7 protein-coding genes are annotated in these 13679 nt (G+C 61.9%); 4 read left to right on the top strand and 3 right to left on the bottom strand.

From position 1 onward, the window contains the following. Nucleotides 1-442: 442 nt before the first annotated feature. On the bottom strand, nucleotides 443-5602 hold the full coding sequence (locus AC07SI_RS23485; RefSeq protein ID WP_495006600.1) for an NEL-type E3 ubiquitin ligase domain-containing protein: 5160 nt from the start codon (nucleotides 5600-5602) through the stop codon (nucleotides 443-445). Nucleotides 5603-5683: 81 nt separating this feature from the next. Further along, the gene (locus AC07SI_RS23480) at nucleotides 5684-7318 is read right to left on the bottom strand and encodes an AMP-binding protein (RefSeq protein WP_495006599.1); all 1635 of its coding nucleotides are present in this window, start codon (nucleotides 7316-7318) and stop codon (nucleotides 5684-5686) included. Between the two features lie 150 nt (nucleotides 7319-7468). Here AC07SI_RS23480 and AC07SI_RS23475 point away from each other — a divergent pair, with 150 nt between their 5' ends. From AC07SI_RS23475 to AC07SI_RS23460, 4 genes are read left to right on the top strand one after another with little or no spacing between them, the layout of a single operon-like run. Then, a complete protein-coding gene (locus AC07SI_RS23475; RefSeq protein ID WP_495006598.1) occupies nucleotides 7469-8632 on the top strand; it encodes an isovaleryl-CoA dehydrogenase in 1164 nt (387 codons plus the stop codon). A 12-nt stretch (nucleotides 8633-8644) separates the two neighbouring features. Beyond that, nucleotides 8645-10252: a carboxyl transferase domain-containing protein gene (locus AC07SI_RS23470; RefSeq protein ID WP_065901073.1), complete on the top strand. Its 1608-nt coding sequence runs from the start codon at nucleotides 8645-8647 to the stop codon at nucleotides 10250-10252. A 15-nt stretch (nucleotides 10253-10267) separates the two neighbouring features. After that, nucleotides 10268-11074: a gamma-carboxygeranoyl-CoA hydratase gene (locus AC07SI_RS23465; RefSeq protein ID WP_065901076.1), complete on the top strand. Its 807-nt coding sequence runs from the start codon at nucleotides 10268-10270 to the stop codon at nucleotides 11072-11074. Then, nucleotides 11071-12996 (top strand): acetyl/propionyl/methylcrotonyl-CoA carboxylase subunit alpha, encoded by a 1926-nt coding sequence (locus AC07SI_RS23460; RefSeq protein WP_495006597.1) that lies wholly within the window; start codon nucleotides 11071-11073, stop codon nucleotides 12994-12996. The genes AC07SI_RS23465 and AC07SI_RS23460 overlap by 4 nt, the downstream gene beginning before the upstream one ends. Here the strand turns inward: AC07SI_RS23460 and AC07SI_RS23455 are convergent. Further along, nucleotides 12993-13628, bottom strand: a complete 636-nt coding sequence (locus AC07SI_RS23455; protein ID WP_495006596.1) for a LexA family protein — start codon at nucleotides 13626-13628, stop codon at nucleotides 12993-12995. The genes AC07SI_RS23460 and AC07SI_RS23455 overlap by 4 nt on opposite strands. Nucleotides 13629-13679 lie beyond the last annotated feature (51 nt).

Below are 13679 nucleotides of genomic sequence, written 5' to 3'. Positions count from 1 at the left end.
TGATTTTAAAGGATTTTGTAAAGTTGGCACGGCTTCTGCTATCTCTATGGCATAACAAGAATAAAAAGCGCCAAACCTAATAAAAATAAGACGAAACGACTCTGACATAACAAAAACAACACGGCAGAGACGCAGCTAACAGATTTTTTTGGAGAAGATGTGCTTCGCAGGGTACGGCGTGCCGCAACCCGCAACCGGTTAGAGAAAAATAAAACTACCTCAGGTAGCTACCCACTGGTTGGATCGATAACGAAGAAGCAGATCAGCGCTCAAAAAAATACGTTTGCTCTTGACCCCGAATGGGGGTCGCCAAAAACAGCGGTAAAGGGTAACGGTTGCCAAAAACAACAATAGACCGCCCCTCAATAATAAAAAAAGAGCACGCAACGACAAATTAAAGGGGACCCTCGGGTCCCCTTTGTGCTTTCTGCACGACCATCACTCAGGGTAATGTCCCCTCCTCGTCTGCGGCGTTATCAAGCACCTTGCGTGTCAAGATTTGCCGGGCACGTTGTTCCAGCGCCTGACGTGCGGCACTCACCTGCTCGTGTTCTCTCACGTAAAAAGCACTTTGCATCGAGCCCGATACCAGAATTTCATCCCGGCGTTTGCCCAACAGACCCGCCAGCCGGTCGGCCGCCGCGTCATAGCTTGCCTGCCACACGTCTTGCGTCGCCTGATCTGCTGCACTGTCTTGCTCGCGTTGCAGATCCGACAGTTCATCCAACGCAGTGCTTTTCTTCTCGAGCAGCTCCAGTTCTGGCGCTATCAATGCGTTGAACGCTTGCGAGTAATGGGTTTGAAGGTGCCTTTCCCAAAACGGGCAACCCACAAAAAACACCTCCTGCTTAGTGGCATCCCGCTCCTCCCTGAGCACGGTTGCATAAGCTTCATCAATCGCCGCGGCGCTGACGTTGGCCTGGTGGGGGAACAACATCTCACGGGACTTGACCGGTAACCCCAGCCTGTCTGCAAGACCGATGCGATAAGCCAGGATCACTTCGACCTGCTCAGTGAACGCCGGCCCCCTGGCCACGACATCCCGTTGCGCAATGGCGTCCACCAGGTGTAGACGGAACAGTTTGCGGGCAGTGGATATCAGCGCGCCCTCCGCATTCTGCGTTTGCACCAACTCCAGCGCCCTGGCCGCCATCAGCTCGCTTTCCAGGTTCATGAATTCAACCGAACTGCCGTCGCCACAGGTGATGCGACCGTCGGCGATCGAGAATAACGACTGCCGGATACTCTCGGTTTCACTCGCAGCCTCAAGCATGTCCCAGACCCTCCGGGTAATTTCGGGTCGGGCAGTTTGACTGGCGTACTCGGCACTGCGGGTGGTGTCGGCCAAGACAGTAAAAAAATCTGTCGAACCAGTGCAGCCCGACAGCTCATCCCAGATCGCACCGTACCGCGCCAACTCGGCGGGCGGGACCTCCTCCAACCAACGGTCGCGCGCTTCCTGCGAGGTGATGTGATCGCCCCATTCTTCGCCCATTTCAAGGCGCGCAAGGGTGGCCGCCGACAAGGGATTTTCGTGCACATTGATGCGCTCGCGGTGCTCATAAGCGTATTCAGGCAACGTGGTGATCTGGTTCGAATGCAGATCGATCAAGGTCAGGGCAGGCAAACGCTCGGCGCCGACGGGGAACCGGGTGGTGCCGGTATACGGCAGACGCAGCTCGTTCAACTGGCGCAGGCGGCTCAGATTGGCAGACCAACCCAAATGTCGATTGTATCCAAGGTTCAAACTCTTCAACTGCTGCAGGCTCTCCAGCCGCAATCGGCTCGGCTCGGTCAGCCGGATATCATTGCTGCGCAAGTTGAGTGCGGTCAGCCCTGCCCCGCCGTCTCGAAACACCGGCAGTTGGGTTAAATTATTTTCGCTCATGTCCAGCCAGCGCAAGCCACCAAACGCCTGCAAAAAAGGCAACGATTCGTCTGAAAGCCCCATTCCACATAACTTCAAATTGCCCACATGATCCATATTGGCGGTAATCGCAGGCAGTTCACCCACCGCTTCAGTGGACAGATCGAGGCCGGGGCCGATAAGTACTCCATCTACCAGCCATTGCTGGAACGCAATTCGCTGCCAGGCATATTTGATCGTCGTCGACACTCTGCGCCTGGCACTCGCATAGCCGGAGTCCTCCTCCTGCCAGTTGACCAGCGCTTTATTCAGGTCGGAAAACTCGGTTTCCAGGTGCACCAGCCTCGCCAACAGCACGGCATCCGAGGCACCTTGAAGCCCGAGCAGGCTCTCGACCTCCTCCAGGGGCTTGGAGTACAGCAGCATGGCTTTCATCGTGCAATCAAACGGACGCTGTGCAACGCCGCCCACCGGACTCAACGGATAACCGATGCGCCCATCCGCCAGACGCATCGGGGATTTGAAGCCGGGCCTGATCGGTTGCAGGCCCAGCGCACGCCGGCTTGCCTGCTCGTCCAGCGGCAAGTGCGCCAGTTGCGCTTTCAAGGCCTTGGTGGACGATTGCAACGCTGGCCAGCGGGTGAACCGACCGCCGCTGGCAAGCCACAGCGCGCTGAAAAAGGCGTCCTTGTCATGGCGCCAATAGAGTCTTTGTTGCGGCACGCTGTATAACATCCACTCCTTCATGTCACTGCGGATCAGACGAAGCTGCCTGGGGGCGGTCGTATCGCCGACCCGGTCCAGCACAGCCCCTTCATACGTATCGGCGCGCAGCTCAATACACACCCCATCCAGCTTCCCCGGGATGGCGGCCAGCTTGTGCAGCGCCAGGTGTACGCCGTCCATTGTGAGCGCGTTGTCGAACAGAAGATCCGCCTGTGCGCGCATGACGCGCGCCTTCTGTGCGTAACGGCGTGCCTCTTCGGCCAACCGCAACGGCAAGCGTGATGTGGGTTCGATGCAGCGTGCCAACTCATCGGGCCTGGCATGGGCGACTATCTCTTCGGCAGCCAATTTAGGCAGGCTGGGAAAGCTGCGCTGCAGCCACTGGACATGGACATCACTGGAGATATCACCGGCCGACATTTCCAGATTGAACAGCTCAGCCCGGGTGTTTTTAGCCGCTGTCAGCAATCGATCCCGGTACCGTGCCGCCCTGACCGCAGGTGCGCGTTCTGCGCGCATCAGTTGCGCCATGCGTTCTTCGGTGAATGTCGGTTTACCGTCAACCGAACGCTCACCGGGCGTAATGATGCCCAGCATCACCTGCTCCGCGAGTATCTCGCGCTCGACCTCGTCCTCGTCCAACAACTCGCGTATTTCAGCTTCAGTCATTTGTTCGAGCATGGCGGGAAACAGGGCCCCACTGTCGAGATGTTTAGGCTGCAACTTGACCACCTCCCGTGGGTTTCTCACTTTGGCTGAAAGCCACGTCAGATCGCCCTCGGAATCAAAGGCCAGCAGCACCCGCGATTTAGGCCACATGCCATTATCGATCAACAACTTCACTTGCATGTACCAGTTGACGCGGCTGAACACGTTGGGGTCGGAGCTGCTCAACCGGTCGATAAACGCCTGATGCCTGGCGTCGCACTCAAATCGCCGCAGCATGTCCCTGAAGAGCGGCGGCGGCGCCCGGCGCTCGACGAACACCTGGCGCAACGCGTCATCCGACACCCCGCTGAATAGCCGCGCCTGCTCGAGCTGGCTATCGCTCAGGTGATCGACCGTATGGCCAATGCGCCGTAGCAAGGTCTTGCGGTCCCACGTCAGGGGTTGTTCGAACTCATGGACCCAGGCGCCCGTGCCGTTATGGTGGATGCGCGGTGCATAACGTGAATCGCCATCGGGATGCAGAAGCCTGGATTCCCCCTCCGAGCCGGTAACGACCTGGTAGTGGCCACCGTCAGTTGCCGGCAGATAGAGGCTTCCCTCATGGGCATATAGCCCATGCGCGTTTGGGCGCAGCCCTTTGGGCAAGGCGATCCGGTGCAGGTATTGGCTCGGATTGACACTGTGCAAACGCGTGCGCCCGCCGAGTTCCACCCGCACCAGGCGCTTGATAAATGCCGTGTCTTTGGCTGCCATCAGCACATGGGGCACCGCCAGCCCGGCCAGATCCAGCCCCACCGCCGAAAAGTGCGCCCAGGCCGTGCGGGTGTCGCCGTCGGACCACGCTTCAACGCCTTCGCCTATCTCATAGACCATCTGCACGGCCGCGACGACCAGCATGGCCTCCCCCAGGAAGGGCACCACGAAGGACGCCAGATTGAGAATATCCAGCACCGTGCCGCCCCATGACCAAAGCCGGGCCTTATCGGCCTGATCGTCCATCGATTGGGTGGAGGCCGCAGCGGCACTGGCGTTGTCCATGATCAGCTGGATACGCTGCATCGCGCAGTTCATCCAGACATCACGCCATGCGGCGCCATACTTTCCCTGGTCGGTGATTCGACCTTTATTGGCGGGGACAAAATCCTCATCCTCGGCATGCGCCGCGTCGGGGTCAAGCACGACCTTGAGCCGGGTAAAAAACCGGTACTGATCGGCAAGCGGCACGAACTGGCTGAAAAATTTCCGGTATTCGGCCTGGCACAGGCGTGTGGTCAAGTGGTCGGTGAAGGCGGCTATGTGTTCGTAGCTCTTGAGTGGATAAAGCGGATCGCCAGGGATATACACCATGCAGGGCAGCGCCACGTACTGGGCATTCCTTGGGCTGTCCGGCCACTCCACCGCACCTATGACCAGGATGTTCTTGATGGAAATATTGCACAGCCGCAACGGCGAAAACTTGACCGCTTTTCCTGACCACTTACCGGTGGACTGATTAACCAGCAGGCTGCAGATCAACTGGTGTTGCGCAGGCTGGATATCGCCCTTCATCACCGCGATTTCTGCCGCCAGTTCCAATTGGTTTCGATGACTGATGATCAGGCTGCTATATAACTTGCCCGCCGGCTGATTCTGGGTTGCCGGCGCACTATGGCGGTTGATGGTGGCTCGCAGGTATTCGTAGTAGGAACGCCCCAGATCCAAGTCCCTGCACAGTTGGGCGAACGCGTGGGCCTTGATGTCGAGCTTGAGCGACTTGACATTGGCTGAGGTGTGCACCAGCGCGCTTGAATACCGGTGAAAATCGTACCCCGTGATCAAGTGACAGTCCGCGCACACCGGCTCATTCGCCTGGTCCGGGGCAAAGTTGTTCAGCGCCGCTTCCAACAGGCTGACACCTTTATAAGAATAAAACTGCGGGCCCAATTCGCTGACGCGTGTGGTCGAGACCTCAGTGAGCTGTGCGTCGCAGCTGGTTTGCTCCAGTTTGCGCGCATAGAACACCTTCCTGGTGTCCAGCCGTTTCCCGAACTTTTGTTCGATCGCGGCCGCCAAAAGGGGCTCGGCATACTCTGCCGGTGGCTTCAGCTCACCGAGCATCTGATCCAGTTGGTTCAACGACGCCCGGCTGCGCTTGTGCACCTTGCCCAGGCGGTCCCTGTCAGCCTGCGGGGCCTTTTTGTACCAGTCGGGAATACGCAGGTCCAATGACGCCAGTTCAGTTTTGCGGCTGCCCTGCGCCTCGGTGTACCAGTCGGGAGTATTGTCCTTGATGACACTCAGGTGCGGACTTTGCAGGTCCGACACCCTGTCGGCGGGTGGGTCAGTGATGCTGTCTGTCATGCGTGTAGCCTTCGAGTGGCGAAATATTGCGCCACTCTAGGCAACACCCGCGCGCGGGACGCGGTAGGCATGCACCCCGCATCAGCGGCGGATGTTCAGCTCCTCAATGCTGATCTCGCGCATGCGGAATTTCTGGATCTTGCCGGTCACCGTCATCGGAAACTCATCCACGAACTTGAAGTGCCGGGGCGTCTTGAAGTGTGCGATGCGCCCCTTGCACCAGGTCTGCAGTTCCAGCGCATTGGCCACATGCCCCGGATGGAACTTGACCCAGGCGACGATCTCCTCGCCGTAACGCGCATCCGGAATACCGATGATCTGCACATCGGCCACCGCCGGATGGGTGAAGAAGAACTCCTCCAGCTCGCGCGGATAGACGTTTTCCCCACCGCGAATGATCATGTCCTTGTTGCGCCCGGCAATGCTCACATAACAGTGTTCGTCCATGCTCGCCAGGTCGCCGGTGTGCATCCAGCCGGCGTCGTCGATTGCCTCGCGGGTGGCGTCGGGGTTGTTCCAATAACCGAGCATCACGCTGTAGCCACGGGTGCACAATTCGCCGATCTCCCCGCGTGCAACCGTATTGCCATCGGAATCGATGATCTTGCTTTCCAGCTGCGGCTGGGTGCGGCCGACGGTGGTCACGCGGCGCTCCAGGTCATCCTCCGCGCCGGTTTGCAGCGACACCGGGCTGGTCTCGGTCATGCCGTAGGCAATCTGCACCTCGCCCATGTGCAGCTCGCTGATGACCCGGCGCATCACCTCGATGGGGCACGTGGCGCCGGCCATGATGCCGGTGCGCAAGGTCGCCAGGTCGAACTCGCCGCGGCGTGGGTCATCGAGCATCGCGATGAACATCGTCGGTACGCCATACAGACCGGTGGCGCGCTCTTCAGCGACGGCGCTCAAGGTCAGCAACGGGTCGAAGCCGTCATTGGGGTAGATCATGGTGGTGCCGTGGGTGATGCAACCGAGGTTGCCCATGACCATGCCGAAGCAGTGATACAGCGGCACCGGGATGACCAGGCGGTCTTGCGCGGTCAGGCCCAGGCTTTCGCCGACCATGTAGCCGTTATTGAGAATGTTGTGGTGACTGAGGGTGGCCCCCTTGGGGAAGCCGATGGTGCCGGAGGTGTACTGAATGTTGACGGCTTGATCGAAGTGCAGGCTGGCCTGGCGAGTACGCAAGTGTTCGGGCGGGATGCCGGCGCCGAGTGCCGCCAACTGCGCCCAGGGCAGGAATCCCGGCGGCGGGCTGGGGTCGAGGCTGATAAGCCCGCGCAGGTCGGGCTTCAGTTCCTGCAACATGGCATGGTAATCGGAGGTCTTGAACGACCCGGCACACACCAGCCACTGGCAGCCGGACTGCTTGAGCACGTACTCCAGCTCGCTGCTGCGATAGGCCGGGTTGATATTCACCAGGATCACCCCGAGCTTGGCGCTGGCGATCTGGCTGATGCACCACTCGGCGCAGTTGGGCGCCCAGATGCCCAGGCGATCACCGGTCTGCATGCCCAGGGCGAGGAACGCACGCGCATGCAGATCCACCGCCTCGGCCAGTTGCCGCCAGGTGTAGCGGCGCTGCTGGTGGCGGACAATCAACGCTTCGCCATCGGGGTATCGCGCGACGGTGTGATCGAAGGCCTGGCCAATGGTCATGGCCAGCAAGGCCTTGTCCTGCGTGCCACGGCTGTAGCTCTGGTTCGGTTGATCCATAACGACCCCTGTTGTCTTTTTTGTAGGTTGACGTAAACGTAAACTACGATTGACAGCGCCTTAACGCAAGCTTACGTTAACGTAAAGGTGAGCACCCTTCCCTGGTGCGCCATCCACACAACAACAAAGCTCACATTAAGGTGCCTGTCCATGAGTTACCCGTCCCTGAACTTCGCCCTCGGTGAAACCATCGACATGCTGCGCGACCAGGTGCAGTCCTTCGTGGCCAAGGAAATCGCCCCGCGCGCGGCACAGATCGACATCGACAACCTGTTCCCCGCCGACCTGTGGCGCAAGTTCGGTGACATGGGCCTGCTCGGCATCACCGTGCCGGAAGAATACGGCGGCGCCGGCCTGGGTTACCTGGCCCACGTGGTCGCCATGGAAGAGATCAGCCGCGGCTCGGCGTCGGTGGCGTTGTCCTACGGCGCTCACTCCAACCTGTGTGTGAACCAGATCAACCGCAACGGCAACCACGCGCAGAAGCTCAAGTACCTGCCAAAGCTGATCAGTGGCGAACACATCGGTGCGCTGGCCATGAGCGAACCGAACGCCGGCTCCGACGTGGTCTCGATGAAACTGCGCGCCGACAAACGCGGCGACCGCTACGTGCTCAACGGTAGCAAGACCTGGATCACCAACGGCCCCGATGCCAGCACGTATGTGATCTACGCCAAGACCGACCTGGAAAAAGGCCCCCACGGCATCACCGCATTTATCGTCGAGCGCGACTGGAAAGGCTTCAGCCGCAGCACCAAGTTCGACAAGCTGGGCATGCGCGGCTCCAACACCTGCGAGCTGTTTTTCGATGACGTGGAAGTGCCCGAGGAGAACATTCTCGGCGTGCTCAATGGCGGCGTGAAAGTGCTGATGAGCGGCCTCGACTACGAACGCGTGGTGCTCTCCGGCGGCCCCACCGGGATCATGCAGGCGTGCATGGACCTGATCGTGCCGTACATCCACGACCGCAAGCAGTTCGGCCAGAGCATCGGCGAATTCCAGCTGATCCAGGGCAAGGTCGCTGACATGTACACCCAACTCAACGCCAGCCGCGCCTACCTCTACGCGGTGGCCCAGGCTTGCGAGCGCGGCGAAACCACGCGCAAGGACGCCGCCGGGGTGATCCTCTACAGCGCCGAACGCGCCACGCAAATGGCCCTCGATGCGATCCAGATCCTGGGCGGCAACGGCTATATCAACGAATTCCCCGCCGGGCGCCTGTTGCGTGACGCCAAGCTGTATGAAATCGGCGCCGGCACCAGCGAGATTCGGCGGATGCTGATCGGTCGCGAACTCTTCAACGAAACCCGCTGAAGGAGCGCACTCATGGCCACCCTGCACACCCAGCTCAACCCGCGCTCGGCGGAATTCGTCGCCAACAGCGCGGCAATGCGCCAACAGGTCGACGCCCTGCACACCCTGCTCGCCCATGTGCAGCAAGGTGGCGGCGCCAAGGCCCAGGAACGCCACACCTCGCGCGGCAAGCTGCTGCCGCGCGAGCGTATCAATCGCCTGCTCGACCCGGGCTCGCCGTTCCTTGAGCTCAGCCAACTGGCCGCCCATCAGGTGTACGGCGAGGACGTCCCCGCCGCCGGGGTGATCGCCGGGATCGGCCGCGTCGAGGGTGTCGAGTGCATGATCGTCGCCAACGACGCGACGGTGAAAGGGGGTTCCTACTACCCGCTCACGGTGAAAAAACACCTGCGCGCCCAGACCATCGCCGAGCAGAACCGCCTGCCGTGCATCTACCTGGTCGACTCCGGCGGCGCCAACCTGCCGCGCCAGGACGAGGTATTCCCGGACCGCGAGCACTTCGGACGGATCTTCTTCAACCAGGCCAACATGAGCGCACAGGGCATCCCGCAGATCGCCGTGGTGATGGGCTCGTGCACCGCCGGCGGCGCCTATGTGCCGGCGATGGCCGACGAAGCGATCATGGTGCGCAACCAGGCGACCATCTTCCTCGCCGGGCCGCCACTGGTGAAGGCCGCGACCGGTGAAGTGGTCAGCGCCGAAGACCTCGGCGGTGCCGACGTGCATTGCAAGGTTTCCGGCGTGGCCGACCACTATGCCGACAACGACGAACACGCGCTGGCCCTGGCCCGGCGCAGCGTGGCCAATCTTAACTGGCGCAAGCAGGGTCAGGTAAGCCAACGCCCGCCCGTGGCGCCGCTGTACAGCAGCGAAGAGCTCTACGGGGTGATCCCGGCCGATGCCAAGCAGCCATTCGATGTGCGCGAAGTGATCGCGCGGCTGGTCGACGGTTCGGTGTTCGATGAATTCAAGGCGCTGTTTGGCACCACGCTGGTGTGCGGCTTCGCGCACTTGCACGGCTACCCGATTGCGATCCTCGCCAACAACGGGATTCTCTTCGCCGAAGCCGCGCAAAAAGGCGCGCACTTTATCGAACTGGCCTGCCAGCGCGGGATTCCGTTGCTGTTCCTGCAGAACATCACCGGCTTCATGGTCGGGCAAAAATACGAGGCCGGCGGCATCGCCAAGCACGGCGCCAAGCTGGTCACCGCGGTGGCCTGCGCCAAGGTGCCGAAGTTCACCGTGATCATCGGCGGCAGCTTCGGTGCCGGCAACTACGGCATGTGCGGCCGCGCCTATGACCCGCGTTTCCTGTGGATGTGGCCCAACGCGCGCATCGGAGTGATGGGCGCCGAACAGGCGGCAGGCGTGCTGGTGCAGGTCAAGCGCGAGCAGGCCGAGCGGGCCGGCCATGGGTTCAGCGCCGAAGAAGAGGCCGCGATCAAGCAGCCGATCCTCGATCAGTATGAAACCCAGGGCCATCCCTACTACTCCAGTGCGCGCCTGTGGGACGACGGGGTCATCGACCCGCTGCAGACCCGTGACGTGCTGGCCCTGGCCCTGTCCGCCGCACTGAACGCCCCGATCGAGCCGAGCCGCTTCGGCGTGTTCCGCATGTAAATGGAGCTATACCCCATGAGCGACTTCAACACCCTCGAACTGATCACCGACAGCCGTGGATTTGCCACGCTGTGGCTCAGTCGTGAAGCCAAGAACAACGCGTTCAATGCCGAGATGATCCGCGAGCTGATCATCGCCCTCGACCAGGTCCAGGCAGATGCGTCCCTGCGTTTCCTGGTCCTGCGCGGGCGCGGCAAGCACTTCAGCGCCGGTGCCGACCTGGCCTGGATGCAGCAGTCGGCCGAACTGGATTACCACACCAACCTGGACGACGCCCGCGAGCTGGCGGAATTGATGTACAACCTGGCCAAGCTGAAAATCCCCACCCTGGCAGTCGTGCAAGGCGCGGCCTATGGCGGCGCGCTGGGCTTGATCAGTTGCTGCGACATGGCCATCGGCGCCGACGACGCGCAGTTCTGCCTGTCCGAAGTGCGCATCGGCCTGGCCCCGGCAGTGATCAGCCCGTTTGTGGTCCAGGCCATTGGCGAGCGTGCTGCACGCCGCTATGCCCTGACTGCCGAACGTTTTGGCGGCCAGCGCGCGCGGGAAATCGGCCTGTTGGCGGAAAGCTATCCCCTCGGCGAACTCGACGGGCAAGTGGAACAGTGGATCGCCAACCTGCTGCAGAACAGCCCGGCGGCGATGCGCGCCAGCAAGGACCTGCTGCGCGAGGTCGGCAACGGTGCACTGACCCCGGCCCTGCGCCGCTATTGCGAAAATGCCATTGCGCGAATCCGTGTCAGCGCCGAAGGCCAGGAAGGCTTGCGCGCCTTCCTGCAAAAACGTCAGCCAGGCTGGCAGGCACAGGAGCCGCGTTCATGAGCACATTGACCACCGTGCTGGTGGCCAACCGTGGCGAAATTGCCTGCCGGGTGATGCGCACCGCCAAGGCCATGGGCCTGACCACCGTCGCCGTGCACAGCGCCATCGACCGCGATGCGCGGCACAGCCGCGAAGCCGACATACGTGTCGACCTGGGTGGCAGCAAGGCCACCGAGAGCTACCTGCAGATCGACAAACTGATCGCCGCCGCCCAGGCCAGCGGCGCCCAGGCGATCCATCCGGGCTATGGCTTCCTGTCGGAAAATGCCGGCTTTGCCCGTGCGATCGAAGCCGCTGGCCTGATCTTCCTCGGCCCACCCGCCTCGGCCATCGACGCCATGGGCAGCAAGTCGGCGGCCAAGGCCCTGATGGAAACAGCCGGCGTGCCGTTGGTGCCCGGTTATCACGGCGAAGCCCAGGACCTCGACACCTTTCGCGCCGCCTGCGAACACATTGGCTATCCCGTGCTGCTCAAGGCCACCGCCGGCGGTGGCGGCAAGGGCATGAAGGTCGTCGAGAACGTCAGCCAATTGGCCGAAGCCCTGGCGTCTGCCCAGCGTGAGGCGCTGTCGTCGTTCGGCAACGCGCAGATGCTGGTAGAGAAATACCTGCTCAAGCCGCGCCATGTGGAAATCCAGGTATTTGCCGATCAGCATGGGCATTGCCTGTACCTCAATGAACGCGATTGCTCGATCCAGCGGCGCCACCAGAAAGTCGTCGAAGAGGCGCCAGCACCCGGCTTGAGCGTTGAACAACGCCGGGCGATGGGCGAAGCGGCGGTGCGCGCGGCCCAGGCCATCGGCTATGTCGGCGCGGGCACCGTGGAGTTCTTGCTGGATGCGCGTGGCGACTTCTTCTTCATGGAGATGAACACGCGGCTGCAGGTGGAGCATCCGGTCACGGAAGCGATTACTGGCCTGGACCTGGTGGCCTGGCAGATTCGTGTCGCCCAGGGCGAGGCGCTGCCGATCACGCAGGAACAAGTGCCGCTGATCGGCCATGCGATTGAAGTGCGCCTGTATGCCGAGGACCCGGTGAATGATTTCCTGCCCGCCACCGGGCACCTGGCGCTGTACCGCGAATCGGCCCCTGGCCCGGGCCGCCGAGTGGACAGCGGCGTCGAACAGGGCGACAACGTCTCGCCGTTCTATGACCCGATGCTCGGCAAGTTGATTGCCTGGGGCGAGAACCGTGAACAGGCGCGGCTGCGCCTGTCGAGCATGCTCGATGAGTTTGCCGTCGGCGGGCTGAAGACCAACCTGAGCTTCCTGCGGCGCATTATCGGCCATCCGGCATTTGCCGCCGCCGAGCTGGATACCGGGTTCATTGCGCGCTATCAGGAGGAGTTGCTGCCGGTGCCCGGTGCCTTGAGCGACGCGTTCTGGCAGGCTGCAGGTGCGGCCTTCATGCACAGCTTGCCGGCGGCTGACGGGCCTTGGGCGGACAACCGTGGCCTGCGCCTCGGCTTGCCGGCCGAGGTGTCGCTGCACTTGAGCTGCAATGGGCAGGATCGGCTGGTCACGCTGGCGACAGATGCCGCGCAGTTGCACGGCGAGCAGTTGCTGACCGAGCACCAGGGCGTGCGTCGCGCGCATCTCGCAGTTCGCAGCGACGACACTGTGTTCCTGCGCTGGGACGGTGAGGTGCACGGCGTGAGCCTGTTCGATCCGATTGCTGCGGTCGACGCCAACCAGTCGCATCAGGGCGGCCTGACGGCGCCGATGAATGGCAGCATCGTGCGGGTGCTGGTGGATGTTGGCCAAACGGTGGAGGCCGGCACGCAGTTGGTGGTGCTGGAAGCCATGAAGATGGAGCACAGCATCCGTGCGCCCCAGGCCGGGGTGGTCAAGGCACTGTTCTGCCAGGAAGGCGAAATGGTTGCCGAGGGCGCGGCGTTGGTGGAACTCGACGCGGCGGGCTAGAACTTCGCCGTGGCCTGCACGACGACGCCCAGGATGCGACACGCGTCGGTGAGCAACTGTTTCGGGTAGGTGGGGTTGAGCGGCACCAGGTAACGCTGGCCGCTCTCCTCGAGCAGTTGGCGGAAGGTCGCCTGGGGATGGCCGGCCCATTGGGCAACCACCAGTTTGCCCGGTTCGGCCGCCAACGCCGGGTCGACCAGGATCATTGACCCGGCGCCGATGCTGAGACCGCTGGGCGCGGTCATGGCGTCGCCGCTGACCGGCAGCCAGAAGGCCTCGCCACGGGCGTGGTAATCGGTCAGCTCGAAGCGGGCGGCGCCATAGGCCGGGCGCTCTTCGCGCAGTTCGCACAGGCCTTTCCAGTCGCTGACCGGGTAGCGGAAATACGGGTTGTAGCGGGTCGGCGCAGCTCGCTCCCCGGCGGTCTTTTCGCGGATCTGCAGCACCACTTCCAGGTATTCCAGCCCCAGCTCTTCGAGCACCCGGTTCATGTCCGCCAAACTCGGTACCCGGCGCTTGTTGAGCCAATGCCCGATCCCGCCCTGGGACATGCCCAAGCGCTCGGCGAGTTCGACCTGCGTGACCTTGCGGTCTTCCATGTTGGCCTTGACCAACGCTATCCAGTTATCCATGGCGCCAGACGATACGTCACGGATTTTCCTGGGCAATAAACAGTTTGTAGT

This window comes from Pseudomonas sp. GW821-FHT05D12 (genome assembly GCF_059419825.1).
Note: the sequence above shows the minus strand (reverse complement) of the source record. Positions and strands in the feature narration are given on the sequence as shown.